Genomic DNA, 25,557 nt, shown 5'->3' with positions numbered 1-25,557 from the left:
CGCGGCGGTCCGTCCCCCGTCGCGTCCGATCTGCAGGCGATCGCGCGCGTTCGGCGCAGACCTGCACGGAGGATCGGGCGACTCGCGCCGGACACCTGCAGAACGGACCGGGCGGGCGGGCGCGCGGAGGCGGCGTCAGGCGGGGAGCACGGCGCGGCTGGACAACCCGGCGCGGGCCGCCCGCGCGTACGCGCCCGGCAGCGCCGCGAGCAGCGCGTCGACGTCGGCGTCCGTCGTGGTCCAGCCCAGCGTCATCCGGAGCACGCCGCGCGCCTCGTCCTCGCTGCGGCCGAGCGCCAGCACCACGTGCGAGGGCTCGGGGATGCCGGCCGTGCAGGCCGACCCGGTCGACACCGAGACGCCCGCCATGTCGAGGAGGAAGAGGAGCGAGTCGCCCTGCGCGCCGGGGAAGGCGACGTGCGCGTTGCTCGCGACCCGCCGGCCGGAGTCGACGGCCGGCCCGGTCAGCGTCGCACCGGGGACGGCCGCGAGGATCCCGGCGACGAGCCGGTCGCGCAGGGCCGCCAGCCGCAGCGCCTCGCCGGGCAGCTCCGCGACCGCCTCCGTCACGGCCGCCGCGAACGCCGCCGCCCCGGGGACGTCCTGGGTGCCCGAGCGGACCCCGCGCTGCTGGCCACCGCCGTGCAGCACCGGCACGACCCGGGCATCGCGCGCCAGAACGAGGGCGCCGGTCGCGATCGGCCCGCCGACCTTGTGCCCCGAGACGCTGACCGCGACGAGACCCGCGCCGTCGCGGGAGCCGGAGGCGCGCCGCACCGCCGCGATCTCGAGCGGGACGTGGCCGAGCGCCGCGACGGCGTCGAGGTGCAGCGGCACGCCGGCGCGGGCGCAGACCGCGGCCAGCTCGGCGACCGGCGCGATCGTGCCGATCTCGTTGTTCACCCAGAGCGCGGAGACCAGCGCGACGGAGCCGGGATCCGCGGCGAGCGCCGCCTCGAGCGTCTCGGGCCGCAGCGTCCCCTCCGCGTCGAGCGCGAGCCACTCGATCCGGGCTCCCTCGTGGGCCGCGAGCCACTCCACCGTGTCGATCGTGGCGTGGTGCTCGCCGCCGGGCACGAGGATGCGCGTGCGCGCCGGGGACTCCGCGACGCGCTGCCAGTAGAGGCCTTTCAGCGCCAGGTTGATCGCCTCGGTGCCGCCCGCGGTGAGGATCACCTCGATCGGCTCGCAGCCGAGCGCGACGGCGATGGCGGAGCGGGCGTCCTCGAGCCGGCGGCGCGCCTCCTGGCCCGAGCCGTGCACCGACGAGGGGTTGCCGGGCTGAGTGGACGCCTCGGCGAAGGCGGCGAGCGCCGACGCCCGGAGCGGGGTGGTCGCCGCGTGATCGAGATAGATCATGGCGCCCTCCGTCCCGCGTCCGGGGTGCGGAGCAGGTCTCCGGCCCCTCACTACTGTAGATCGCATGCAGACACGCGACTCCCTGGCCCGCCTCGGAGTCGCCGTGGACGCGGACGGCGGTGAGCTGCGGGTCTGGTCGGAGCACGCGACCGCCATCGATCTGCTGCTCTACGACGAGAAGGACCCCAGCTGGGTCACCCGCACCGTCCCGCTGGTGCGCGGCGACGACGCCGTCTGGTCCGCCCGGGCGGCGCAGCTCACGGTCGGCCGGCGCTATGCGATCAAGGTGGACGGGCCCTCGGGCGTCCCCGGCCGCTTCGATCCGCGGGTCCCCCTGCTCGAGCCCTACTCCCGCGGGCTGCACCGGGTCGCCGAGAACGAGTGGCGCTCCGTCGTCGTGGACGACTCCTTCGACTGGGGCTCCTCCGAGAAGCCGCGCACGCCGCTGGATCGCACCGTGATCTACGAGGCGCACGTGAAGGGCCTGACCAAGCTCAACCCGGCGCTGCCCGTCGAGCTGCGCGGCAGCTACGCCGGCCTCGCGCACGAGTCCACCGTCTCGTCGCTCCTCGACCTCGGGGTCACCGCCGTCGAGCTCCTCCCCGTGCACGCCTTCGTCTCGGAGCAGCGCCTGCTGCGCCAGGGGCTCACCAACTACTGGGGCTACAACACCCTCAACTTCTTCAGCCCGCACGCCGCCTACGCCTCCCCCGCCGCGCAGCGCGGCGGCCCGACCGCGGTGCTGCGCGAGTTCAAGGGCATGGTCAAGCTGCTGCACGAGGCCGGGCTCGAGGTGATCCTCGACGTGGTCTACAACCACACCGCCGAGGAGGGGCCGCAGGGTCCGCGCTCGAGTCTGCGCGGGATCGACGACCAGGCGTACTACCGCCAGACCGGCGAGGGCCACTACATCGACGTGACCGGCTGCGGCAACACGATCGACTTCGGCCGGCCGGTCGCGCAGCGCCTGGTGCTCGACTCGCTCCGCTACTGGTCCGACGAGGTCGGGGTCGACGGCTTCCGACTCGATCTGGCCGCGACCCTCGGGCGGGACGAGATCGCGCACTTCCAGCGCGACCACCCGCTGCTGCGCGCGGCCGTCGAGGACCCGACGCTCGCCGACGTGAAGATGATCGCCGAGCCGTGGGACGTCGGCATGGGCGGCTGGCAGACCGGCAACTTCCCGGACGGCTGGTCGGAGTGGAACGACCGCTACCGCGACCGCGCCCGCAACTTCTGGCTCTCGGACATCGACTACGCCCGGCGAGCGGGAACGGCGCCGGTCGGCATCGGCGGCTTCGCGACCCGGCTCTCCGGCTCGTCGAACACGTTCTCGCTCGAGCGCGGGCCGCTCGCCTCCGTCAACTTCGTCACGGCGCACGACGGCTTCACGCTCGCCGATCTGGTCTCCTACAACGTCAAGCACAACATCGGCAACGGCGAGTCGAACCGCGACGGCGCCGACACCAACCGCTCCTTCAACCACGGCTTCGAGGGCCCGACCGCCGACGACGCCGTCAACCGTGGCCGGCGGAAGGCGATGCGGAACCTGCTCGGGACGCTGCTGCTCTCGGCCGGCGTCCCGATGATCACGGCCGGCGACGAGTTCGGCCGCAGTCAGCGCGGCAACAACAACGCCTACTGCCAGGACTCCGACCTCACCTGGCTGCGCTGGGACGGGCGCAGCGACTGGCAGCTCGAGCTGCGGGAGCACGCACGGACGCTGATCCGCCTGCGCCGCGAGCACCCGGCGCTGCGGCCCTCGCGCTACGGGCGCGGCGGTGCGGTGACGCCGGGAGCGACGAGCATGCAGTGGTTCGACGCGCACGGGCGGACGATGTCCGAGCACGACTGGACCTCGGCGGAGAACCGCACGCTGCAGTACCTGGCCGCGTCCACTCCAGAGACGGAGGAGTTCGACCGCGTCCTGCTGATCGTGCACGGCGTCGAGTCGGACACCTCGGTGGTCCTCGCCGAGAGCGAGGGCGTCACCGGGTACACCCGGCTGTGGAGCAGCGAGGAGGCGGTGCCGCTCGAGCACGGCGAGTCGTTCGAGCCGGGGCAGGTCGTCCGCGTCGCCGGCACCTCGATGCAGCTCTTCGCCGCGCACGGCCCGCGTCCGGCCGCCGCGAGCTGATGAAGGGCGGACCGGGGACTCCGGCGACGCTCGCGCTGACCGCCGCGGGGATCGCCTTCGTGCCGCGTGAGTACCGGCACGATCCCGGGGCGGCGAGCTACGGCGGCGAGGCGGCCGAGGCGCTCGGGGTGGAGCCGGAGCGGGTGTTCAAGACCCTGCTGGTCGATGTCGACGGCGAGCTGGTCGTCGGCATCGTGCCGGTGACCGGGCAGCTGGGGCTCAAGGAGCTCGCGGCGGCGGTCGGCGGCAAGCGGGCGACGATGGCCGACCCCGCGCTCGCGCAGCGGCGCACCGGCTACGTGCTCGGCGGCATCTCGCCGATCGGGCAGAAGACGCGGCACCGCACGGTGCTCGACGAGACGGCGGAGCTGTACGACACCGTGCTCGTCTCCGGCGGGCGGCGCGGCTTCGACATCGAGCTCGCGCCGGCGGACCTCGTCGACGCGACGGGCGCGACCCTGGCGGACATCGCGCGCTGAGCGGGGCGGGTCTCGATACGCCGCTGCGCGGCTACTCGACCAGCATGCATCTGAGAGGACGCTTCGCGGCAGCTCCACCGGCATGCACTGAGGCCACGTCAATGCTGATCGAGCAGCCCGCGCAGCGGGCTTCCCTGCTGATCGAGCAGCCCGCGGAGCGGGCGTATCGAGATCCACCACCGTCAGAACCTGAGTCTGCAGACCAGCCCTGCTGGTGACGTCGGGTCTCGATACGCCCCTGCGGGGCTACTCGACCAGCATGTCGCGGCGCAGCCGCGTCCTTTCGCTCATCGCTGAGACGCGAAGCGGCTTCCCCGCTCGAGACGCCGCTGCGCGGCTACCCGACCGGCATGGGGGGCGCGTCAGCCGGCCGCCGCGACCAGGCCGAGCTCGGCCGAGCGGGCGAGCAGCGGGTGCCGCGGCACGACGCGGACGGTGTAGCCGAAGGAGCCGCTGCGGTCGAGGACGATCTCGCCGGCGTAGGGCACGCGGCCGACCGCGTCGGCGGGCACGACCGCGCCCGACTCCTCCGCCACCTCGAGCTCGTGCAGGCGCACGTCGACGAGCGAGCCGTCCGCCGCGGTCGTGCCGGAGACGACCTGCACGGTGACGTCCTCCGGCGAGAGCTCGCCGAGGCGCACCCCCGCGCGCAGGGCGAGCCGGTCGCCGCGCTGGGGCACCGCGTCGATGCCGCCGGACTCCACGGAGGCGACCGCCACTCCCGGCCAGCCCGCGCGCACCCGCTGCTTCCACGCCGACAGCTCCTTGGCCGGCTCGAAGTGGTCGGCCGCGATCTCGCGCCCGGCCTCCGCGGCGGGCTGGTAGAGCGCCTCGACGTACTGGCGCACCATCCGCTCGGCCGACAGCTCCGGCGAGAGCGTCGCCAGCGTGTGGCGGATCGAGCGCACCCAGCGGCGCGGCACTCCGTCGTGGTCGCGCTCGTAGTAGCGCGGCACGACCTCGCTCTCGAGCAGCTCGTAGAGCGCATCCGCCTCGAGCGTGTCGCGCGACTCCGGGTCGAGGTCGCGGTCGGAGGACGGGATAGCCCAGCCGTTCTCGCCGTCGAAGTACTCGTTCCACCAGCCGTCGAGGATCGACAGGTTCAGCGAGCCGTTCAGCGCCGCCTTCATCCCGGAGGTGCCGCACGCCTCGAGCGGACGCAGCGGGTTGTTCAGCCAGACGTCGGTGCCCGGGTAGAGCAGCTGCGCCATCGCGATGTCGTAGTCGGGCAGGAAGACGATCCGCCGGCGCACGTCCGGCTCCTGCGCGAAGCGGACCAGCTTCTGGATCAGCCGCTTGCCCTCCTCGTCGGCGGGGTGCGACTTGCCGGCGATCACGATCTGGATCGGGTGCTCCGGGTGCGTCAGCAGCGCGCGCAGCCGCTCCGGGTCGTGCAGCATCAGCGTCAGCCGCTTGTAGGTGGGCACTCGCCGGGCGAAGCCGATGGTGAGCACGTCCGGGTCGAGCAGCTCGTCGAGCCAGGCCGGAGTGAGGCCGCCGGGGTTCTGCTCGCGCCAGGAGCGGGCGGCGCGCGCCCGGGCGTCGCGCACCAGCTGCTCGCGCATCGAGCGCCGCGCCTGCCAGAGCTCGCCGTCGCTCAGGGCGCCGGACGCCCAGTCGGCGCGGGTGGTGTCGTCGGTGCCGAGCCGGTCGCGGGCGAGACCCCGGAGGATCGGATCGGTCCAGGTCGCCGCGTGCACGCCGTTGGTGACCGAGCCGATCGGCACCTCCGCCGTGTCGAAGCCCGGCCAGAGACCGGAGAACATCGAGCGGCTGACCTCGCCGTGCAGCTTCGAGACGCCGTTGGAGCGCTGCGCCAGGCGGAGCCCCATGAACGCCATGTTGAAGACGTCGCTCGCGCCGCCCGTGGTCGACTCGGAGCCCAGCGCCAGCACGTCCTCGATCTGCACGCCCGGCAGCAGCTCGGTGGTGAAGTACTGCTCGATCATCCCGCGGTCGAAGCGGTCGATGCCCGCGGGCACCGGCGTGTGCGTGGTGAAGACGGTGCTCGCCCGGACGACCTGCAGCGCCTGGTCGAAGTCGAGACCCGAGCCGATCAGGCCGGAGATGCGCTCGAGCCCCTGGAAGCCCGCGTGCCCCTCGTTGGTGTGGAACACCTCCGGGAGCGGCGTGCCCGAGACCTCGGCCCACAGCTCGAGGGCGCGCACGCCGCCGATGCCCAGCAGCAGCTCCTGCAGGAGGCGGTGCTCGCCGCCGCCGCCGTAGAGCCGGTCGGTGACCGTCCGCAGAGCGTCCTCGTTCTCGCGGACGTCGGTGTCGAGCAGCAGCAGCGTCACCCGGCCCACCTCGGCCCGCCAGACCCGGGCGTAGAGCGCGCGTCCGTCCGGGAGGGCCAGCACGATCCGCGCCGCCGAGCCGTCGGCCAGCCGCACGATCCGCAGCGGCAGGCCGTCGGGGTCGAGCGAGGGGTAGGACTCGAGCTGCCAGCCGTCGGCGGAGAGGCCCTGGGAGAAGTAGCCCGAGCGGTAGAAGAGGCCGACGCCCGTCAGCGGCACGCCGAGGTCCGAGGACGCCTTGAGATGGTCGCCCGCGAGGATGCCCAGGCCGCCGGAGTACTGCGGGAGCGCCGCGGCGATGCCGAACTCGGGCGAGAAGTAGGCGATCGAGCGCGGCGCCGACTCCGGCAGCGACTGGTACCAGCGCGGCTCGGTGCGGTAGCGCTCGAGGTCGTCGCGGAGGCGCCAGGCGTCGTCGACGAAGCCCTGGTCGCGGGCCAGCTCGGCGAGGCGCTCGGGCGCGATCGCGCCGAGGAGCGCGGTCGGGTCGCCGCCGCTGCGCTGCCACAGCTCGGCGTCCGCCCGCTCGAACAGGCGCCGGGTCGGCTCGTGCCAGGCCCAGCGCAGATTGCCCGCCAGCTCGCCGAGCGCGGACAGCTCGGGCGGCAGGACCGACCGGACGGTGAAGCGGCGGATGGCCTTCACGGCACTCCTCGACTCTCTGCCGGTGCGACGACCGGCTGATCGCGGCGACTGCGGACCCCGGCGAGCACCCCCTGCGGACGGCCGGGGCGGTCGCGCTCGCACACTGTAGCGGAGAGCCCGCAGGCGCCGTCGGCCGTGGCGCAGGCCCTTTTGCACAGCGGCGCGCGCGTTCGCAACCGGCGTGCCAAAGGCATCGCCGGTCGCTACTGTCGTGACGTGGCTCAGACACCTTTCGGCAAGGCTTCGCACGGCAAGGACGCACGACGAGCGGCTCGGGGAGGTGCGGCCCGGGAGGAGACTCCCGCCGCGCAGACACCCCCGTCGCCCGAGGCGGCGGCACCGGATGCGCAGGATCGCACGGCACCGGCTCCGGCCGCGCAGGCGCAGGCGCCCGTGGCACCGGGGACGGCCGACACGGCGCCGGCTCCCGAGGCTGCGGCGGAGACCGCGGAGCAGTCCCCTCCGACCGGCTCCGGGTACCGGGTGCGCGCCGAGCGCATCCCGATCATCGACCCGCAGCCGCGGCTCGAGGACGACCGCTGGCCGGCGAAGGCCTTCGTCGGCGAGGTCGTCCCGTTCGCGGCGACCGCGTTCCGCGAGGGGCACGACCTGATCGGCGTCGACCTGCTGCTCACCTCCCCCGCCGGCACCGAGTCGGAGCACCGGATGGCGCTGATCGCCACCGGGACCGACCGCTACGGGCGCCTCGTCCTCCTCGACGACGAGGGCGACTGGACGTACCGCATCCGCGCTTTCGCCGACGATTGGGCGACCTGGCTGCACACCGCCGAGGTCAAGATCCCGGCCGGCCTGGACATCGCCGTCACCTTCGCGATCGGCGAGAGCCTCCTCCGCACCGCGGCGGGCGACGACTCCCGCTCCGAGGCCGAGCGCTCCCTGCTCTCCGATGCCGCCGCCACCGTGGCGGACGAGTCGCTCTCCCCCGAGGCGCGCCTCGCCGCGGCCGAGGATCCCGCCGTCCACGGCGCCTTCACCGCGCGCCCCGTGATGAGCCTCGCGAGCGTCTCCGAGCCGCGCACCGTGCACGTCGAGCGCACCCGCGCCGGCGTCGGCGCCTGGTACGAGTTCTTCCCCCGCTCCGAGGGCGCGGTCCGGAACGAGGACGGCACCGTCACCTCCGGCTCCTTCCGCACCGCGATCGACCGCCTCCCCGCCGTCGCGGCGATGGGCTTCGACGTGCTCTACCTGCCGCCGATCCACCCGATCGGCCGCAACTTCCGCAAGGGCCCGAACAACACGCTGAACGCCGGCCCGGGCGACCCCGGCTCGCCGTGGGCGATCGGCGCCCCCGAGGGCGGGCACGACGCGATCCACCCGGACCTCGGCACGGTCGAGGACTTCACCGCCTTCCACGACGCCGTCACCGCCGCGGGCCTCGAGCTCGCGCTCGATTTCGCGCTGCAGGCCTCGCCCGATCACCCCTGGGTGACCAGCCACCCGGAGTGGTTCACGACGCTGCCGGACGGCTCGATCGCCTACGCCGAGAACCCGCCGAAGAAGTACCAGGACATCTATCCGATCAACTTCGACAACGACCCCCAGGGCATCCGCCAGGAGGCGCTCCGCGTCCTGCGCTACTGGATCTCGCTCGGCGTGAAGATCTTCCGTGTCGACAACCCGCACACGAAGCCGCTCGACTTCTGGGAGTGGATCATCCACGAGGTAAAAGCGAAGAACCCCGAGGTCGTCTTCCTCGCGGAGGCGTTCACCCGCCCGGCGATCATGCGGGCGCTCGGCAAGGTCGGCTTCCAGCAGTCGTACTCGTACTTCACCTGGCGCAACACCAAGGAGGAGCTCGAGGAGTTCTTCACGAGCATCTCGCACGAGACGGCCGACTACATGCGGCCGAACCTCTTCGTGAACACGCCCGACATCCTCACCGAGTACCTGCAGTACGGCGGCCGCTCGGCCTACAAGGTCCGCGCCGCGCTCGCCGCGACGGCCTCGCCGCTCTGGGGTGTCTACGCCGGCTACGAGCTGATCGAGAACGTCGCGCGCCCGGGCGCCGAGGAGAACATCGACAACGAGAAGTTCGAGTACAAGACGCGCGACTGGGCCGCGGCCGATGCCGCCGGGACCACGATCGCCCCGTACATCACCCGGCTCAACGAGATCCGCCGGGCGCACCCCGCGCTCGCCCAGCGCCGCAACCTGCAGGTGCACGGCAGCGACGACGACGCGATCCTCGTCTACTCCAAGCACCTGGACCGCGCGTTCACCGGCACCGGGAGCGACGACACCCTCCTGGTCGTCGTCAACACCGACCCGCACTCGGCGCGCGAGACGACGGTGCACATCGACCTGCCGGCCCTCGGCCTGGACTGGAGCGCGACCTACGAGGTCGAGGACCTGATCACCGGGGCCGTGTGGACCTGGGGCAGCGACAACTACGTGCGGCTCGACTCCTTCGTCGAGCCCGTGCACATCCTGAGCGTGAAGGCGGACGGACGATGACGGTTCCCGAGGACAAGGGCACGAGCCCGGCCGAGAGCACGGACGAGAGCACGGACGAGAGCAGGCGCGGGACGGGGCCGGCGCAGAACGTCGTCCCCGCCGAGGCCGGCAGCCCCGCCGACGCGGCGGGCGTCGAGCCGCGCGTGGAGACGGTCGTGACGACCGGCACGAGCTCGGCGACGACCACGGGCGCGCACGTCGCGGAGCCTGCGGCCGAGGAGCCGTCCGCAGCGCCCGAGCGGCTCACCCCGCCCGAGCCCGTCGCGCCGCCCGAGCGGCTGCTGCCGCCCGAGCCGGCCACGGCGTCCGCGACCCCCGCGCCGCTCACGCCGCCGGAGCCGACCGCTCCGTCCGCGACCCTCGAGCCGCTGACGCCGCCTGAGCCGACCGCCGCGGCCGGCGCACCGATCGCGGAGACGAGCGACTCCGACCCCGCCCCGGCGCCGGACGCCGAGGTCGACGCGCTCCCCGAGTTCCCCGAGTGGGTCCTCCAGCAGCTGGCGACCGGCAGCAACGCGCTTCCCCACGACGTCCTCGGGCAGCACCCGCTCCCCGGCGGCGGCGCGGTCGTCCGCGTCCGCCGGCCGCTCGCCGACGCCGTCACGGCCGTCCTGGCCGGCGGCGTCCGCGTCGAGCTCGAGCACCTGCACGACGGCCTCTGGCAGGGCGTCCACGACGAGGACCCGCAGGCGTACACCGTCGAGGCGCACTACGGCGACGGCTCCTCCTGGACCGCCGAGGACCCGTACCGCTTCTCGAAGACGGTCGGCGACTTCGACCTCTACCTGATCGGCGAGGGCCGTCACGAGCGGCTCTGGGAGGCGCTCGGCGCGCGGCACCGCGAGCACGAGGGTGTCTGGGGCACCTCGTTCGCCGTCTGGGCGCCGCACGCCCAGGCCGCCCGCGTCGTCGGCGACTTCAACGACTGGAGCGGCGAGGGCCACGCCCTGCGCAACCTCGGCGTCAACGGCGTCTGGGAGATCTTCGTCCCCGGCATCGAGCCCGGCGCCTCCTACAAGTTCGACCTGCTCTCGCGGGACGGCCGCTGGGTCCGCAAGGCCGACCCGATGGCCCGCGCGACGGAGGTGCCGCCGGCGACCGCCTCGCGCGTCCCCGTCTCGCACCACCAGTGGAGCGACTCCGGCTGGATGGAGCAGCGCGCGAGCGTCGACCCGCACACCCAGCCGATCAGCGTCTACGAGATGCACCTCGGCTCCTGGAAGCCCGGTCTCGGCTACCGCGACCTCGCCGATCCGCTGATCGAGTACGTCACCACGCTGGGCTTCACCCACGTCGAGTTCATGCCGCTCGCCGAGCACCCCTTCGGCGGCTCCTGGGGATACCAGGTCACCGGCTACTACGCCGCGTCGAGCCGCTTCGGCACCGCCGACGACCTCAAGTACCTGATCGACCGGCTGCACCAGGCCGGCATCGGCGTGCTCGTCGACTGGGTGCCCGGGCACTTCCCGAAGGACGACTTCGCGCTCGCCCGCTTCGACGGCGAGCCGCTCTACGAGCACCCGGACTGGCGCCGCGGCGAGCAGATGGACTGGGGCACCTACGTCTTCGACTTCGGGCACACCCAGGTCCGCAACTTCCTCGTGGCCAACGCGCTGTTCTGGCTCGAGGAGTTCCACGTCGACGGCCTGCGGGTCGACGCCGTGGCGTCGATGCTCTACCTCGACTACTCCCGCAAGGAGGGCGAGTGGCTGCCGAACCAGTTCGGCGGCCGCGAGAACCTCGAGGCGATCAGCTTCCTGCAGGAGGTGAACGCCACCGCCTACAAGCTCTACCCCGGCATCATGATGATCGCCGAGGAGTCGACCAGCTGGCCCGGCGTCACCCAGCCCACCGTCTCCGGCGGGCTCGGCTTCGGGCTCAAGTGGAACATGGGCTGGATGAACGACTCGCTGCGCTACATGGCGAACGACCCGCTGTGGCGCCAGTACCACCTGGGTGAGATCACCTTCTCCTTCGTCTACGCGTTCAGCGAGCAGTTCGTGCTGCCGATCAGCCACGACGAGGTCGTGCACGGCAAGGGCTCGCTGATCCAGAAGATGCCGGGCGACCACTGGCAGCAGCTGGCGAACGTGCGCGCCTACCTGGCGTTCATGTGGGCGCACCCGGGCAAGCAGCTGCTCTTCATGGGCCAGGAGTTCGGGCAGTACTCGGAGTGGTCCGAGGAGCGCGGGCTGGACTGGTGGATCCTCGACCAGCCGAGCCACCGCGGGCTGTGGAGCCTCGTCGGCGAGCTGAACCGGCTCTACCGCGAGGTCCCGTCGCTGAACGAGCTCGACAACGACCAGGCCGGCTTCGAGTGGATCGACGGCGGTGCCGCGGCGCCGAACGTGATCTCCTTCCTCCGCAAGGACAAGGCCGGCCGCGCGGTCGCGGTCATCGTCAACTTCTCCGGCTCGCCGGTGCACGGCTACCGCGTCGGCCTCCCCGAGGCCGGCCGCTGGGAGGAGCTGCTCAACACGGACGCCGAGATCTACGGCGGCTCCGGAGTCGGCAACTTCGGCGCGGTCGAGGCCCGCGACGAGCCCTGGGCGGGCCGCCCCGCCTCGGCCGAGCTGATCCTGCCCCCGCTCGGCGCGCTCTTCCTGCGCCACCTGGGCTGACCGGCACCACCCCACCCGGAGGCGGGCGGAGCGGACGCACACGCGTCCCTCCGCCCGCCTTCGTCGTCGTGCCGGTCGGGCGGCCCGCGCAGCGGACCGAGCCATGCTGATCGAGTAGCCCGCGCAGCGGGCGTATCGAGATCCACCGGCGTCGGAAGCCGAGTCTGCAGACCGCCCTGCAGAGGACGTGGGGTCTCGATACGCCCCTGCGGGGCTACTCGACCAGCATGCACGGACCCGCCGTCGACGGGAGATCGAACTCTCGCCGAGATCGACAGTTGTTGCGTATGGGACCAGGCGCGGGATAGCGTCGAGCTAGAGATCGTTCTCCCGCCCGCGCGCGGGCATCACCGCGACTCCCCGATGAAGAGGACTCCCCCGTGAGAAGAAGAATCCTGACCGCGGCCGCCGCGGTCGCCACCGTCGCCCTCGCCCTGACCGGCTGCTCCTCGGGCGGTGGCGGCGGCGCGTCCGACGACCCGAACGCCGAGGTCCAGTTCTGGTCCTTCACCGGCATCCAGGCGAAGGACAACGTCAGCGAGTACCTGGCCAAGAAGCCCGACGCGAAGGTCAAGCTGACCGAGGTCGGCTCCTCGCAGGAGACCGCCACCGCCCTGACCGCCGCGCTCGCCGGCGGCAAGGTGCCGGACCTGGTCATGATCCAGGGCGACGACCTGCCCCGCTTCGTCGAGAACAGCGCCAACTTCCTCGACCTGCGCACCCTCGGCGGCGACGACCTCGACGCCTCCTCTCTGAAGTGGGCCGCCGACGCCGGCACCGCGCAGGACGGCTCGGTCGTCGGCATCCCGACCGACGTCGGCGGACTGAGCTTCGCCTACCGCGCCGACCTCTTCGAGCAGGCCGGCCTCCCGACCGACCCCGCCGAGGTCGCCGCGCTCTGGAGCGACTGGGACGGCTTCCTCGCGACCGGCGAGAAGTACACCGCCGCGACCGGCAAGCCGTTCGTCGACAACGTGGAGACCAGCGTCTTCTACTCGACCATCAACCAGGTGACCGAGAAGTACTACTCCCCCGACGGCGAGCTGGTCTACGACACCAACCCGCAGGTCGAGGACGCCTTCGACACCGCCGTGCAGGCGCACGACGCGGGCATCAGCGCCGGCATCGCCGCGTTCTCCTCGGGCTGGGGCCCCGGGCGCGCGAACGGCGCCTTCGCCGTGACCGTCGCTCCCTCGTGGATCCTGCAGGGCATCAAGACCGACGCCCCCGACACCGCCGGGAACTGGCGGGTCACCACGGTCCCCGGCGTCGGCGGCAACTGGGGCGGCAGCGTCATCGCCATCCCGGCCCGCGCCGAGCACCCCGAGGCCGCCTGGCAGTACATCGAGACGATGATGTCGGCCGAGGGCCAGGAGGACCACTTCGCCACCTCGGGCACCTTCCCGGCGGCGACCGACGCCCTCGAGAGCGAGAGCGTCCGCGCCTACACGGACCCGTTCTTCGGCGACTCGAAGATCGGCGACGTGATCGCCACCTCCGTCGAGCAGTTCCCGTCCTTCGTCAACGGGCCCGACACCGGCGTGATCGGCGCGGCGCTCTCCGGCGCCCTGGTCGAGCTGGAGTCCGGCAACGTCTCGTCGGCGGACGCCTTCTCCTCCGGACTCGACAGCGCACGCCAGGCCGTCGGCGGCTGACGCTCCCCCGATAGACGACGACGCCCCCGAGCCCTGCGGCCCGGGGGCGTCGTCGTTGAGCGGTGCGGATCGGCGACCTCCGGTCAGGCCTCGTCCCCGCGCGCCACCGCGGTGCGCCAGGTGTCGATGAGCACGACCGACCCGAGCATCACCAGCGCGAGCGCCACCGAGGCGAGCGTGTCGGTGAGCCAGTGGTAGCGGAGGTACAGGCGGGCGACGACCTGGCCGGCGATCATCCCGAGCGAGAGCGCGAAGCCGCCGATCGCCCAGACGGGCGAGGAGCGGCGCGACGCGAGCAGGAAGGTCGTGATCAGGAAGAAGTCGCAGACGCCGGTCACGTGGCCGGACGGGAAGGAGAACGTCCCGTCGGCCCCGAGCAGCATGTACTCCACGGGCGGCCGCATCCGCTGCACCAGGTACGCGGCGAGCTGGACGCTGAGCATCCCCGTGATCATCCCGCCCGCGAGCAGGAGCGGCCGCCAGAGGTGCCGGGCGAGCGCGATCCACAGCACGAGCACGCCGAGGATGATGATCGGCAGGAAGACCGGGCCGAACACCGTGGCCAGCGTGTCCATCACCACCGTCCCCTCCGCGAAGCGCTTCGCGCGGAACCACTCCGAGACCGCGGGATCGAGCGCCGCGAGGCCGGTGCCCGTCGCGACCTGCACGATCAGCGCGGCGAAGAGCACGAGCCCGACCGCCACCGAACCGCCTCCCGCGCGCATCAGGCGGCGGCGGGCGGGCTCCGTCATCTCCCGCTGCTCGACGAGGAATCGCTGGTGGAATCGGGCGCTCGGGGACAGGGCGGCGGTGCTCATCCGCTCACCCTAGGGTGCGGTGGCGAGCGCCCCGACCTCACTCCGCGGTCGGTGCTCAGCCGCCGATCCCCTGCCCGTGCGTCGCCCAGCTGGACGCGCGCATTGTCAAGAGCGGATAACCGCCCCCCGGATCGGGGACCATCGAGGGATGGCCACCAGCGGAGCACCCCTCGAGGGCCGGCACGTCCGATTCATCCGCTACACCCGCACCCGCGACGGCTGGACCAGCGAGACCGTGCACGGGCGCCTCGAGGGGCACACGCCGGCGATCTGGCAGCTGCGGGTCGTCGACGAGCTGCGCGAGCTGCCCCGGGACGAGTGGGCGCTCTACCGTCCCTGATTTGGCGCCCGCATCAGCGGCCGAGCGTGCGGCTCGGGTACTCGCCGAAGCGCGAGGCGTAGGCGGCGGAGAACCGGCCGAGGTGCCCGAAGCCCCAGCTGCGCGCCGTGCCGGCGACACTCGAGCGTGCCGGGTCGCCCAGGCGCAGGTCCGCGTGCACCCGGTCGAGGCGCACGTCCCGGACGTACTGCAGCGGCGTGGTGCCGAGCAGGCGCTGGAACGCGACCTGCAGCCCGCGCACGCTGAGGTGCGCGGCCGCGGCGATCTCGATCGGTCCGATCGGCAGATGCGCGTTCTCGTGCACGAACTCGACGGCGGAGCGCATCCCGGCGTTGCTCGGGGCGAGCAGGACCTCCGGGAGCGCCGCACCCTCGGGCGGGTACAGCTCCAGGAATGCGGCCGCCGCCCGGCGGGTCAGCCGGTCCCAGAGCAGCGACGTCACCCGGCCGGTGCGGATCGCCGTCGAGATCTCGCCGATCACCGCGTGCCACTGCGCCACGGGCTCCACGCCGTGGCGGTGCAGGTGGTCGAAGCGGAGCACGCCCGTGCGGCGGTAGCCGTGCTCGCGGGCGCTGCGGTCGACGTGCTCACGGCTCAGATGCACGAGCTTCTGGTCGTAGTCGGCGTAGGAGAAGACGAACGGTCGATGGGCCGGATTCAGGAGCGGCACACCACGCGTCACCGGCATCGCGTCCCGGTGGACGTCGACGATCCCCCTGCCCTCGACCAGCCACTGCACGACGTAGTCGCCGCCGGCCGGGTCCTCCCCGGTGGTCGCGCCGCGCATCTGCGAGGTGCGCAGCGTCATCACCGGGTCGCCGAGCGCCGCGTAGCGGAACGAGAACGGCTGCTCGGTGGCCGCCACCGACCACCCCGTCCCCGAGTAGAAGCCGCCGAGGACCTCTGAGGCGCGCTCGAGGTCGGTGCCGACCGCCTCGATGCGGATGCTCCCCCGATCCTCCCGTGCGGAGTCCGGAGCCCGATCAGTCGCCATGCGGCGCTCTCGTCCGCTCCGGCCCACCGGGCGGGTCGAGCACGGTCGCGAGCTGCTGCAGGGTCGAGAGCACGGACTCGACCACGGTGTCGTCGAGCTGCGCGACGAGCGCCGACGCCTCCCGGTCGGCAGCGCCGAACGCCTCGTCGATCGCCTCGCGACCGCGTGGAGTGAGGGCGAGCCACCGCCGTCGGCCGTCGGACTCGTCGTCGACGCGGTGCAGGTAGCCGGCCGCGACCAGCCGCTTGGCGGCCATCGACGCCGCAGCGCGAGTGACGTCGAGCCAGTCGGCGAGCTGGCCGAGGGTCACCGGGGAGCGGCCGGCCCGCGCCACGTACTGCAGGGCCGCGATGTCGGTCGCGCCGAGGCCGAGCTGCACTCGCCCTCGGGCGGTCAGCCGGCGCTGGGCGTCCTGCGCGTGCACGACCGCTTCCACGAGGCGCGCGGCCCGGTCGCCGCTCGGCTCGAACTGCAGGTGCTCCGCCACTGCTCCCCCTTCCGCCCGGGCCGATGCGCGGTAGCCGCCGCCGTGAGCGACCTCGCGGTGCGAGGAGTGCGCTGAGCGGACAACCGCGCAGGAAGGCGATACCGGCAAAAAAGTTACCTTGTCTGCGTCGATCCGACAATCCGATCCACCCGAGACCCCGGCAGACAGGACGACCATCATGGGACTTCTCCGCGGTCGATCCGCGCCGACGCGAAGCGATCCGCCGGATCGGCTGCCCGCGGGACCTCGCGTCGACTCCGAGCGCCGGGTGTCCACTCCTCACCCGGCACGCACCGCCACTGAGGCGCCCGACACGAGGCGGGACCGGTCGTCCTCGTCCGTGTTCCTCCCGCAGCGGCGAGCCCCCCGCGCTCATGTCACCGTTTCGGTGACACTGGTGGGAATGCTGTCACCGTCCCGCACTTCCCTGAGCCGTCGTCGTGCCGGTGGTGGCCCCCGTGCCTGAGGACTCGGTCGACGGCGTGTTCGTCTCCTGGGTGGAGTCCCTGCCCGACGTCACGGACGAGGAGGCGGCGGTCCTCCAGGCCGTCGGCTTCCTGAGCGCGAGCCTGCGGATCTCCGCCGACGTCGCCTTCCTCACGCTGCGCGCCGAGGCGGCGGCGAGCGGCCTCGACCTGTCGATCGTGGCCCGCGAGGTGCTCGTCCACCAGCGCAGCATCACCGCCCCCCGCTCCGAGAACTGCTCCTGCGGCTGAGCGCGACGCCCCGTCCGACCGCGGCCGACGCCGCCCAGAGCGCGGCCCCCCGCATGCTGATCGAGTAGCCCGCGAAGCGGGCGTATCGAGATCCACCACCGTCAGCAGGACGAGTCTGCAGACCCGCCCTGCTGGTGACGGCGGGTCTCGATACGCCCCTGCGGGGCTACTCGACCACCATGTGGCGCGAGTACTGAGGACGAGGTGCGGAGCACGAGCGCCGAAGACAGCGACTACTGAGCCGCTCGTCCCCCGAACCAGCCGAGTCCCTCAAGGCGATGGGCGAGAAACGCGTGCCAGCGTTTCTCGCGAGCCGTCGGCGACACGCTCTGCGAATCGCAACCACAGACCCAGCCGACCGCGGCGGGAGGAGCGCTCGCGCTCCTCCCGCAATTCAATACAGCAACCCCGTGAGCCGCGCTCGCGCCTTGTTCACGCGCGGGTCGGTCGTGCCGACGATCTCGAACAGCTCGAGCAGGCGGGCGCGGACGCTCGCCTTGCCGTCGACGTCGAGGCGCGGGTACATCGAGAGGAGGCGGTCGAAGGCGTCCTCCACGTGGCCGCCGGAGACGTCGAGGTCGGCGACGGCGAGCTGCGCATCGAGGTTCGCGGGCTCGGCGGCCGCGGTCGAGCGGATGTCGTCGAGGGTGCGGCCCTGGAGCCGCTGCAGCAGCTTCACCTGCGCGAGTCCGGCGACGGCGAGGTCGTCGCGGGGGTTCTGCGCGATGGCGGTCTCGTACTCGGTGATCGCGGCGGAGTAGTCGCCGCGGTCGATCGCGTCGTACGCCTCCTGGTGGTGCGGGGGCAGCGGCGCGGCCTCGGGCTCGGCGCCCGGCTCGGCACCGGCGGCGGCCGGGTCGACGGGAACGGTGCCCGTGACGCCCTGCTGCGCAGCGAGCTGGAGGACCTGCTCGAGCAGGTCGCGGAGCTGCTCCTCGGTGATGAGGCCGTTGAACATCGGCACCGGCCGGCCGGCGATCACGGCGGCGATCGTCGGGACCGACTGCACCTGGAACGCCTGCGCGAGCTGGGGGCTCGACTCGACGTCGACGCCGACCAGCACGAGGGCACCGGCGTAGGAGATCACGACCTTCTCGAGCAGCGCGGTCATGCTCAGGCTCTGGTCGGACCACGAGCCGCGCAGGTCGATGATCACGGGGACCCGCGAGGAAAGCTGGACGACCTGGTCGAACTCGGCGTCACCGGCCGAGAGCAGCAGCGGATTGGCGACGGGGGCACCCTGGGGGGCCTCACCGCCGCCCGCGGGTGCGGAGGGCGCGGCCGGCGGGGTGCGCCGGTTCACGAGGGTGGACAGGTCGACGGCACCGCGCAGGTTGCCGGGCAGCGGGGGCAGGGGGGTGCTCACGGCAGCTGCACCACCGAGACGAGTCCTTGGCTCCATCCGAGCATGACGATCTTCTCCTCCGATCCGACGGGCGGGACGTAGAACAGCAACTGATAACCGTAGGTGGTCGCGATGCCCGTGGTCGACTTGTCGATCCCGAGCAGGGTCTGCGAGGCGCCGGACGTCGACACGGTCGAGCCCTCGGCGGTCGGGCGGACCGTCGCGGTCTCGGCGATGCTCGCGGCGACGAGCGCGCCGGAGTCGTTGGTGGCGAGGGCGATGGTGTCCGAGGTCCCCGCCGCGTTGGTGAACTCGATCGAGGCGGTGTCCGGCAGCGCCTCGCGATCGGCGTTCTTCTTGTCGACGCCGACCTGGCCGCGGAGGGTGTCGCCGTCGCCCGAGAAGGTCCCGGCGTACTGGCTGGAGTCGCCGTTGGCGAGGATGTCCGCGTAGGCCGCGCCGACGTTCTCCGGAGCGAGCTTCATCAGCTTCGAGTCGGGGGCGACGATCGAGGTGCCGACCGTGACCGGCGCGACGTCGGGGATCCGCGCGTTGGCCTCGAGCGAGATCGCGTAGTCGACCTTGTAGTCGACGCGGGGGCTCGCCTGGCTCATCATCAGGGCGATCGGCGCCTGCGTGGCGTCGGCGGTGTTCTGCACGACCGCCGTGACCAGCCGCGGCCAGCTGTCGGTGTCCTGCGGGAGGACGAGGCTCACCGGCGACGCCGGGATCGCCTGCGGCGCGTCGATCGTGCCGCCCTTCGTCAGGACCTCGTAGTTCGTGGTGCGCTCGGTCAGTGCCTCGCCCTGGAAGCGCTCCGCGAGGATGTTCGCGTCGCGAGCGGCGTCGGCGGCGGCCGCGACCTCGGAGACCGAGGCCACGATCGCCTCCGCCTGCTGGGTGGTGACGACCGGGGTCGGCTCCTCGGCGACGGGCTCGGCGCCCGGGGTCGCGGTGGCGGACGCGGTCGGCGTCCCGGAGGCGCTCGCGGCGAGGTCGGGCCAGTAGTCGGAGCTGCAGCCGGCGAGCAGCACGGTCGCACCGAGCGCGATCGGGAGCACCAGCAGCCGGCGGCGCCGCGAGGGCTGAGCCGCCGCGAGGGAGGACTGGATGCCGGCGCGGGCGCGAGGCAGCCGGACGCCGCGCGGCACCTTGCCCTGCGGGCCCTTGCGGCGCGGTCCGTGCTGGCGGCGCAGGTGCAGGAACGCCCAGATGTAGAGGATCAGCCCGATCAGCAGGAACACGGCGCCTCCCAGCAGCAGCGGACCGGCCAGCGGCGTCGCGGTGTCGACCGGCCAGCTCACCCGGATGTCGCTCGCGGCCGGGGCGGTGCCGTCGGTGGCGACGATCAGCGAGACGTCCTCCGGCAGGTCGAGCGCGACGGTGATGCTGCCGGTGCCCTCGAACTGCTCGAGCCAGAGGTCGGAGTCACGGGGATCGACGACGGCGGCGTTCGCGTCCGACACGTCGGAGGCCAGCGTCAGCGCCGTCCCGGTCTCCTGCTCGGCGGACAGGCTGTCCGCGCCGTCCTCGCTGCTCGCGTAGTCGATGCGGTCGTAGTCGGAGCCGCCGACCCACCCCAGCACGTCGGTCGTCGGCGCGTACGCCATCACGAGGTCGCCCTCGCCCTCGACCGTGATCGTCTGCCGGCCGGGATTGGCGCCGAGCGTGCTGCCGTCGATGACGGCGTAGGGGGCGCCGGACTCGAGCGCGGTCTGCGCGGTGAGCGACTCCGGTGGAGCCCACACCGTCCGCTGGCCGATGCCGAGCGCGATGAGCGCCGCGGCGATGACGGTGGCGATGATGGCGAAGACGAACCGCACGAAAGAACTCCTCCTGCGTTGCCGGATCGGGGGGTGGCGGCCCGGGACGGCTCCGGTGACGGCCGGACCGGGGCGCGACGGCAACAGACAAAGACAGTCCAGGTTAGCGGATGGGCCGAGCCGAACCCAGGGATCGGCCGAGAGCCCCGATCCAGGGGCGCGCGGTGCGGGTGTCGGCCCGGGCCGCGAGGCACCCGCTGACTAAACTCCCTGGAGTGCCGCGACCCCACCGCGGCCGTGTTCCGGAGGAGACGACGTGGCAAGCGACGAGGCCGAATTCACCCAGGTGTTCCGGGGCTACGACCGGGACGAGGTCGACAAGGCCATCCAGGGTCTGCGCCGCGAGCTCATCCACGCCAACACCCAGGCCGCCGAGAGCGGTCGCGAGGCCAAGCGCCTCTCCTCCCGGATCGACGGGCTCGAGAAGGAGCTGCAGCAGGTCGGTGCGCCCACCTACGCGGGACTCGGCGCGAAGCTCGAGCACACCCTCCGGGTGGCCGAGGAGCAGTCGGAGCGCATCATCGCGCAGGCGGAGAACGACGCGTCCGCGCTGCGCCGCTCGACCCGCGACGACCGCGACGGCCTGCTGAAGGACGCGCGCGACGAGGCCGAGCGCCTCGTGACGGAGGCGCGCCGCCGCGCCGACCGCACCCGCGAGGAGTCCGAGGCGCAGGCCGCCGCGACGCTCGGCAAGGCCGCGGACGACCGCGACGTGATGACCCAGGACGCCGTCCGCGAGGCCGCCGCCATCCGCGGCACCGTCGCCACCGAGGCCGCCGAGACCCGCGCGACCGCGAAGCGCGAGGCCGCAGCGATCCGCTCCGAGGCCGGCCGCGAGGCCGCCGAGATGCGCGCCGTCGCCGCCCGCGAGGTCGAGGTGGCCCGCGCCGAGGCCGCCCGCCTGGCGCAGAGCAACGAGCTGCTGCGCGCGGAGGTCGCCTCCGAGGTCGACCGCCTGCGCGCCGCCGTCACCGCCGAGGTCGCCGAGGCCCGCGCCGCGATCGAGGCCGAGGTCCTGTCCGGCCGCGCCGACCTCGCCGCGGAGCTGGCCACCGGTCGCGCCGAGGGCGCCCGCGAGCTCGCCGATCTGCGCACCGCGCTCGCCCGCGACCGAGCCGACGCCGTCGCACTCCTGGACGCCGAGCTCGCCGCGCTGCGCTCCGCCGCCTCCGACGAGGCCGCCGCACTCTCGCGCGAGGTCGAGCAGGCCCGGATCGATCTCGTCGTGGAGCTCGCCGCCCGCCGCGAGGAGGCGGACCGCGACTACCTGCTCCGCCACCAGGAGGCGGTCGCCCAGACGCAGCGCTACCTCGACGAGTCCAACCTGCAGCTCGCCGACGCCATCCGCCGCGCGAACGACAAGCGCCTCGAGGCCGACGCGCTCCGCAGCGACGCCCTCGACGACGTCACGCGCCTGCGCCGCGAGGCGCAGGACGAGTCGGACGCGCTGCTCGACTCCGCGCGCGACCGCGCCCGCGAGATGATCGCCGACGCCGAGCGCCGCACCAGAGAGCTGCAGAACACGGCCGAGTCCCGTCTCGACGAGATCCGCACCGAGCGCGACGCGATCGCCGGCTACGTCACGGGCCTCCGCGGCTTGATCGGGCACATCGACGGCCTGTCGGACGACGACGACGACTCGAAGGACGACGACGGCGACTCGAAGGACAGCTCGAAGAGCCGCTGACCGGCGTGGGCGGGCTCAGCCGAGCTCGCCCGCCCACTCCGTCGGCAGCGGTGACGACTCCGGCGCCACCACCCGCACGATCTCGTCGAGCACGCGGCGCGTCTGCGCCTCGCCGACCCAGAGGTGCTTGCCGCCCTCGACGGCGACCAGCTCGAGCTGCGGGACCGAGGCGAACCGCTCGGCGGCCGCCTCCGGCCGCAGGTAGTCGTCGAACTCCGGGATGAGCGCGACCAGGGGCCGTCCGTCCTCGCCCCAGGCCGCGACCTCCTCGGCCGTCGCCCGGTGCAACGGCGGCGAGAGCAGGATCGCACCCTCGACCGGGTGCTCCCTCCCCCACTTCAGCGCCAGCTCGGTGCCGAAGGACCAGCCGACCAGCCAGGGGTGCGGCAGCCCGCGCTCGGCGACCAGCGCCATCGCCGCGGCGACGTCGGCCCGCTCGGCGGTGCCGCCGTCGAAGGCGCCCTCGCTCGTCCCGCGCGGCGAGCTCGTGCCACGGGTGTTGAAGCGGAGCACCGCCACCCCGGCCAGGGCGGGCAGCCGTGCGGCGGCCTTCCGCAGGATGTGCGAGTCCATGAAGCCGCCGTGCGTCGGCAGCGGGTGCAGGGTGACCAGCGTGGCGACCGGCTCGCCCTCGAGCGGCAGCGCCAGCTCGCCGACCAGCGTCAGCCCGTCGGCGGTGTGCAGCTCCACGTCCTCGCGGCGGGCGGGGAGGACGACGCCTCCGCGGATCTCGTGCGTCATCGTGCTCCTTCGATCCGCCAGCAGTGGGTGTGCCAGTGGCGACGACCGGCGAGGTCCGCGGCGTCGCCCAGTGCTCCGTCGCCGCGCCAGACGACGACGTGCGCGAGGCCGATGTCGATGGTCTGGCCGCAACCCGGGCAGAGGTAGTTCTTGACCGCGCGCGACGACGAGACGGGCTGGACGTTCCACTCCCGGCCGCGGCGCGTCTCGGTGCGGCGCCAGCCGGCGAGCATCTGCGAGAGGTCGCGCTGCTCGTCGTCGTCCTCGCGCCCGCGTCCGCGGGGTCGATTGCTGCGCGGCATTGCTCCAGTCTAGGAGCCGCCGCGCGAGCACTCGCTCGCAGCCGTCCCGCCCGGGCGGGTCAGTGCGAGGAGTCGTCCATCTCGAGCCGCGTCTCCTCGGCGTCGAGCATCAGCTGCGCCCGCCGCAGGATCCGCGAGGAGTAGACCCCTCGACCGCGCGCCTCCAGCAGTGCCTCGCGCTCGGCGCTGAGCACCGCCCGCCGCAGGTGCAGGTACTGCCCCTGCGGGCCCAGCGGGCCGTCGGCCTCGCGCTCCACCTGCTCCCACGCGACCTGCGAGCGGGTCAGCGTGTCCCGGCGGACCCGCTCCAGCACCCGCTCGCCGACGCTGCCGGCCGGCAGGTCCTCGACCGCCTCCGGCAGCGCCTGGATGCCGGTCGAGGCGACCTCGTCGAGCAGCGTGGCCAGCTCGCGGCGGTCGGCGTCGCCGTCGCTCCCCTGGATGCCCGTGACCCGGATGAGCGCCGGCAGCGTCGCCCCCTGCAGCAGGAGGGTGACCACCGCGACCGTGAAGGCGATCAGGATCAGCTGCGAGCGGTACGGCGTCTCCTCCGGCAGCGACTGCGCCGCCGCGAGCGTGACCACGCCGCGCATCCCGGACCAGGAGAGGATGACGCCGCCGCGCCAGCCGAACGCCTCGCTGGTCGTCGCCGCGAGGTCCGTCTCCCGCCGCTGGTACAGCCGCTCCGCCCGCTGCCGGCGGCGGACGAAACGCTCGTCGCTGCTGGCGCTGTTGCGCAGGCGCATCACCCCGACCGCGAGCCGGCGGTTGATCCGCTCCGCCCGCCGGCCCGAGCCGCGCAGCCAGAGCAGCAGCGGCCAGACGAAGAGGGTGCGCAGCACGATCAGGATCACGACCGTCGCGAGCCCGAGGAGGACCGCGGTGTCGACGCCGACGCCGCCCGGCTCGATGTCGCCGACGATCGCCTTGATCTCGGCGCCCATCAGGAGGAACACGCCGTTCTCCAGCAGGAACTGCGCCGTCCGCCAGTTGACGCGCTCGCTGATCCGCGACTGCGGGCTGAGGAACCGCGCGCTGTTGTGCCCGGTGTAGATGCCGGTGACGACCACCGCGAGGACACCCGAGGCGCCGAGCTCCTCCGCCGGGATGTAGGCGAGGAAGGGCACCGCGAACGAGACCGCGGTGTCCAGCACCGGGTCGCGCAGCTTCGAGCGCACGAAGACGGTCAGCACGCCCATCACCAGCCCGAGGACGACGGCCATCACGACCGAGTACACGAAGAGCACGCCGACCTCGCCGATGTCGATGGCGTCGCTCGAGACGGAGGCGCCCACCACCGCGGTCGCGGCCGTGGCGGCGCGCAGCAGCACGAGCGCCGACGCGTCGTTGACGAGGCTCTCGCCCTCGAGCACGGTCACGAGCCGGGGTGGCAGGCCGAGCTTCTTGCCGATCGAGGTGGCCGCGACCGCATCGGTCGGGCTGACCACGGCGCCGAGCGCGATGGCGGCCGGGAGGCTGAGGTCCGGCAGCAGCATGTAGAGGAAGAAGCCGACGACGAGCGCCGTGACGACGACGAGCAGCACCGACAGCCCGAAGATCGAGCGCAGATTCCGCCGGAAGTCGGCGAGCGGCACCTGGATCGCCGCGGAGTACAGCAGCGGAGGCAGGACCCCGGCGAGGATCAGCTCCGGCTCGACCTCGATCTCGGGGACGCCGGGGAGGTAGGACGCGCCGATGCCGATGACGACGAGCAGCAGCGGCGCCGCGACTCCGAGCCGGCTCGAGAAGCGCGCGACGGTGACGACGGTGATGATCCCGACGACTCCGAGCAGCGCGTAATCCACGCTCTCAGGCTATCGGGCGGACCGACCGCCCCGGGGACGGACGGCGGCGGCGATCAGTACCAGCCGACGCTCTCCGAGTGCGCCCAGGCGCCGCACGGCGAGCCGTAGCGACCGGAGATGTAGCCGAGACCCCAGGTGATCTGGGTGTCGGCGTTGGTCTGCCAGTCGCCGCCGACGGTCGCCATCTTGCTCCCGGGGAGCGCCTGCGGGATGCCGTAGGCACCGCTGGACTTGTTCTCGGCGTAGACGTTCCAGCCGGACTCGCGGTTCCACAGCAGCACGAGGCAGTCGTACTCGCTGTCGGCCCAGCCGCGCTGCACGATCTGGTCGTAGGCGAGGGCCTTCGCCGAGCCGGGGTCCGGGGCGGCCGAGCGGGCGACGGGCGCCGCGGCGGCCGACTCCTCCTCGTCGTCCTCGACGACGGCCTGCTTCGACTTCGTCGGAGTGGGGGTCGGCGTCGGAGTCGGCGTGGGGGTCGGCTTGGCCTGCGCGTCGAAGGTGTCGCGCTGGACGGTGCGCTCGACCGCCGCCTCGGCGACAACGAGGCGCTGGGCCGGGTCGCCGTTGAAGCGCTCCGGGGCCTGGTAGAAGGGCGACGCGACGGCGCCGCTGGACGGGTCGACCGCGCTGACGGCGACGAAGCCGATGGAGGCGGCGAAGGCGAGGAACGCCAGCGGGACACGGGTCCGGGACCGACGGGCCGCCGGGCGCTTCGAGGTCTCGACCGAGGATCGGGAGACGGGTGGCTGCGCGACGGACGTTCTCTGATGCATACCCACGATCACGAAAGCATAACGGAGGACCTCTCGATCCGCCAGTGCGGGGCCGACC

Annotated in this window: 19 protein-coding genes; 8 read left to right on the top strand and 11 right to left on the bottom strand. The window is 73.1% G+C overall.

Annotated elements, in window-relative coordinates:
• Nucleotides 1-135 precede the first annotated feature (135 nt).
• On the bottom strand, nucleotides 136-1,359 hold the full coding sequence (locus EDF43_RS17420; RefSeq protein WP_132437848.1) for a cysteine desulfurase family protein: 1,224 nt from the start codon (nucleotides 1,357-1,359) through the stop codon (nucleotides 136-138).
• 64 nt (nucleotides 1,360-1,423) lie between these two features.
• Between EDF43_RS17420 and glgX the strand changes: the two genes are divergently transcribed.
• A complete protein-coding gene (gene glgX, locus EDF43_RS17415; protein WP_132437847.1) occupies nucleotides 1,424-3,496 on the top strand; it encodes a glycogen debranching protein GlgX in 2,073 nt (690 codons plus the stop codon).
• Complete coding sequence (ybaK, locus tag EDF43_RS17410) at nucleotides 3,496-3,975, top strand: Cys-tRNA(Pro) deacylase (protein WP_132437846.1); 480 nt, start codon at nucleotides 3,496-3,498, stop codon at nucleotides 3,973-3,975. The genes glgX and ybaK overlap by 1 nt, the downstream gene beginning before the upstream one ends.
• 362 nt (nucleotides 3,976-4,337) lie before the next feature.
• Here the strand turns inward: ybaK and glgP are convergent, their stop codons facing one another.
• Nucleotides 4,338-6,917 (bottom strand): alpha-glucan family phosphorylase, encoded by a 2,580-nt coding sequence (gene glgP, locus EDF43_RS17405; RefSeq protein ID WP_132437845.1) that lies wholly within the window; start codon nucleotides 6,915-6,917, stop codon nucleotides 4,338-4,340.
• A 504-nt stretch (nucleotides 6,918-7,421) separates the two neighbouring features.
• Between glgP and EDF43_RS17400 the strand changes: the two genes are divergently transcribed.
• From EDF43_RS17400 to EDF43_RS17390, 3 genes are all read left to right on the top strand, one after another.
• Nucleotides 7,422-9,392 (top strand): alpha-1,4-glucan--maltose-1-phosphate maltosyltransferase, encoded by a 1,971-nt coding sequence (locus EDF43_RS17400; RefSeq protein ID WP_243646357.1) that lies wholly within the window; start codon nucleotides 7,422-7,424, stop codon nucleotides 9,390-9,392.
• Nucleotides 9,389-12,013, top strand: a complete 2,625-nt coding sequence (gene glgB, locus EDF43_RS17395; protein ID WP_132437843.1) for a 1,4-alpha-glucan branching protein GlgB — start codon at nucleotides 9,389-9,391, stop codon at nucleotides 12,011-12,013. The genes EDF43_RS17400 and glgB overlap by 4 nt, the downstream gene beginning before the upstream one ends.
• Before the next feature lie 380 nt (nucleotides 12,014-12,393).
• Nucleotides 12,394-13,668, top strand: a complete 1,275-nt coding sequence (locus EDF43_RS17390) for an extracellular solute-binding protein (protein WP_132437842.1) — start codon at nucleotides 12,394-12,396, stop codon at nucleotides 13,666-13,668.
• Between the two features lie 83 nt (nucleotides 13,669-13,751).
• On the opposite strand, the gene EDF43_RS17385 is transcribed toward EDF43_RS17390, so the two are convergent.
• Nucleotides 13,752-14,486 (bottom strand): phosphatase PAP2 family protein, encoded by a 735-nt coding sequence (locus tag EDF43_RS17385; protein ID WP_132437841.1) that lies wholly within the window; start codon nucleotides 14,484-14,486, stop codon nucleotides 13,752-13,754.
• A 148-nt stretch (nucleotides 14,487-14,634) separates the two neighbouring features.
• On the opposite strand from EDF43_RS17385, the gene EDF43_RS17380 reads away from it, so the two are divergent.
• The gene (locus tag EDF43_RS17380; protein ID WP_123445744.1) at nucleotides 14,635-14,826 is read left to right on the top strand and encodes a hypothetical protein; all 192 of its coding nucleotides are present in this window, start codon (nucleotides 14,635-14,637) and stop codon (nucleotides 14,824-14,826) included.
• 13 nt (nucleotides 14,827-14,839) lie between these two features.
• Here EDF43_RS17380 and EDF43_RS22190 read toward each other — a convergent pair whose 3' ends face one another.
• Both EDF43_RS22190 and EDF43_RS17370 read right to left on the bottom strand, forming a co-directional pair.
• The gene (locus EDF43_RS22190; protein WP_207901824.1) at nucleotides 14,840-15,820 is read right to left on the bottom strand and encodes an AraC family transcriptional regulator; all 981 of its coding nucleotides are present in this window, start codon (nucleotides 15,818-15,820) and stop codon (nucleotides 14,840-14,842) included.
• Nucleotides 15,810-16,307 (bottom strand): crosslink repair DNA glycosylase YcaQ family protein, encoded by a 498-nt coding sequence (locus tag EDF43_RS17370; protein ID WP_132437840.1) that lies wholly within the window; start codon nucleotides 16,305-16,307, stop codon nucleotides 15,810-15,812. The genes EDF43_RS22190 and EDF43_RS17370 overlap by 11 nt, the downstream gene beginning before the upstream one ends.
• A 458-nt stretch (nucleotides 16,308-16,765) precedes the next feature.
• Between EDF43_RS17370 and EDF43_RS17365 the strand changes: the two genes are divergently transcribed.
• Nucleotides 16,766-17,023 (top strand): ANTAR domain-containing protein, encoded by a 258-nt coding sequence (locus tag EDF43_RS17365; RefSeq protein ID WP_132437839.1) that lies wholly within the window; start codon nucleotides 16,766-16,768, stop codon nucleotides 17,021-17,023.
• A 394-nt stretch (nucleotides 17,024-17,417) separates the two neighbouring features.
• Here the strand turns inward: EDF43_RS17365 and EDF43_RS17360 are convergent, their stop codons facing one another.
• Both EDF43_RS17360 and EDF43_RS21970 read right to left on the bottom strand, forming a co-directional pair.
• Nucleotides 17,418-18,389: a tetratricopeptide repeat protein gene (locus tag EDF43_RS17360; RefSeq protein WP_243581620.1), complete on the bottom strand. Its 972-nt coding sequence runs from the start codon at nucleotides 18,387-18,389 to the stop codon at nucleotides 17,418-17,420.
• Complete coding sequence (locus EDF43_RS21970; protein ID WP_165909162.1) at nucleotides 18,386-20,191, bottom strand: hypothetical protein; 1,806 nt, start codon at nucleotides 20,189-20,191, stop codon at nucleotides 18,386-18,388. Before EDF43_RS21970 ends, EDF43_RS17360 begins: the two co-directional genes overlap by 4 nt.
• A 256-nt stretch (nucleotides 20,192-20,447) precedes the next feature.
• On the opposite strand from EDF43_RS21970, the gene EDF43_RS17350 reads away from it, so the two are divergent.
• On the top strand, nucleotides 20,448-21,878 hold the full coding sequence (locus tag EDF43_RS17350) for a DivIVA domain-containing protein (RefSeq protein ID WP_132437838.1): 1,431 nt from the start codon (nucleotides 20,448-20,450) through the stop codon (nucleotides 21,876-21,878).
• Nucleotides 21,879-21,893: 15 nt separating this feature from the next.
• Here the strand turns inward: EDF43_RS17350 and EDF43_RS17345 are convergent, their stop codons facing one another.
• Genes EDF43_RS17345 through EDF43_RS17330 form a run of 4 tightly spaced genes read right to left on the bottom strand, consistent with a single transcriptional unit; the run spans nucleotide 21,894 to nucleotide 25,499 of the window.
• Entirely contained in the window at nucleotides 21,894-22,619 is a 726-nt protein-coding gene (locus EDF43_RS17345) for an alpha/beta fold hydrolase (protein WP_132437837.1), read from the bottom strand.
• A complete protein-coding gene (locus EDF43_RS17340) occupies nucleotides 22,616-22,921 on the bottom strand; it encodes a hypothetical protein (protein ID WP_123445737.1) in 306 nt (101 codons plus the stop codon). The genes EDF43_RS17345 and EDF43_RS17340 overlap by 4 nt, the downstream gene beginning before the upstream one ends.
• A gap of 59 nt (nucleotides 22,922-22,980) precedes the next feature.
• Entirely contained in the window at nucleotides 22,981-24,726 is a 1,746-nt protein-coding gene (locus tag EDF43_RS17335) for a sodium:proton antiporter (RefSeq protein WP_123736860.1), read from the bottom strand.
• A 53-nt stretch (nucleotides 24,727-24,779) separates the two neighbouring features.
• Nucleotides 24,780-25,499 carry a lytic transglycosylase domain-containing protein gene (locus EDF43_RS17330; RefSeq protein WP_132437836.1) on the bottom strand — a complete coding sequence of 240 codons (720 nt, stop codon included), beginning with the start codon at nucleotides 25,497-25,499 and terminating at the stop codon, nucleotides 24,780-24,782.
• Nucleotides 25,500-25,557: the final 58 nt, after the last annotated feature.

The organism is Rathayibacter sp. PhB179, assembly GCF_004345345.1.
GTDB lineage: Bacteria > Actinomycetota > Actinomycetes > Actinomycetales > Microbacteriaceae > Rathayibacter > Rathayibacter festucae.
The sequence above is the reverse complement of the archived record's forward strand: the minus strand, read 5'-3'. Positions and strand labels throughout refer to the sequence as shown.

Excerpts from the sequence above, each read along its gene's own strand:
- EDF43_RS17420 (WP_132437848.1), bottom strand. The coding sequence starts at position 1,359 with ATGATCTATCTCGATCACGCGGCGACCACCCCGCTCCGGGCGTCGGCG.
- glgX (WP_132437847.1), top strand. The coding sequence starts at position 1,424 with ATGCAGACACGCGACTCCCTGGCCCGCCTCGGAGTCGCCGTGGACGCG.
- ybaK (WP_132437846.1), top strand. The coding sequence starts at position 3,496 with ATGAAGGGCGGACCGGGGACTCCGGCGACGCTCGCGCTGACCGCCGCG.
- glgB (WP_132437843.1), top strand. The coding sequence starts at position 9,389 with ATGACGGTTCCCGAGGACAAGGGCACGAGCCCGGCCGAGAGCACGGAC.
- EDF43_RS17385 (WP_132437841.1), bottom strand. The coding sequence starts at position 14,486 with ATGAGCACCGCCGCCCTGTCCCCGAGCGCCCGATTCCACCAGCGATTC.
- EDF43_RS17380 (WP_123445744.1), top strand. The coding sequence starts at position 14,635 with ATGGCCACCAGCGGAGCACCCCTCGAGGGCCGGCACGTCCGATTCATC.
- EDF43_RS22190 (WP_207901824.1), bottom strand. The coding sequence starts at position 15,820 with ATGGCGACTGATCGGGCTCCGGACTCCGCACGGGAGGATCGGGGGAGC.
- EDF43_RS17345 (WP_132437837.1), bottom strand. The coding sequence starts at position 22,619 with ATGACGCACGAGATCCGCGGAGGCGTCGTCCTCCCCGCCCGCCGCGAG.
- EDF43_RS17340 (WP_123445737.1), bottom strand. The coding sequence starts at position 22,921 with ATGCCGCGCAGCAATCGACCCCGCGGACGCGGGCGCGAGGACGACGAC.
- EDF43_RS17330 (WP_132437836.1), bottom strand. The coding sequence starts at position 25,499 with ATGCATCAGAGAACGTCCGTCGCGCAGCCACCCGTCTCCCGATCCTCG.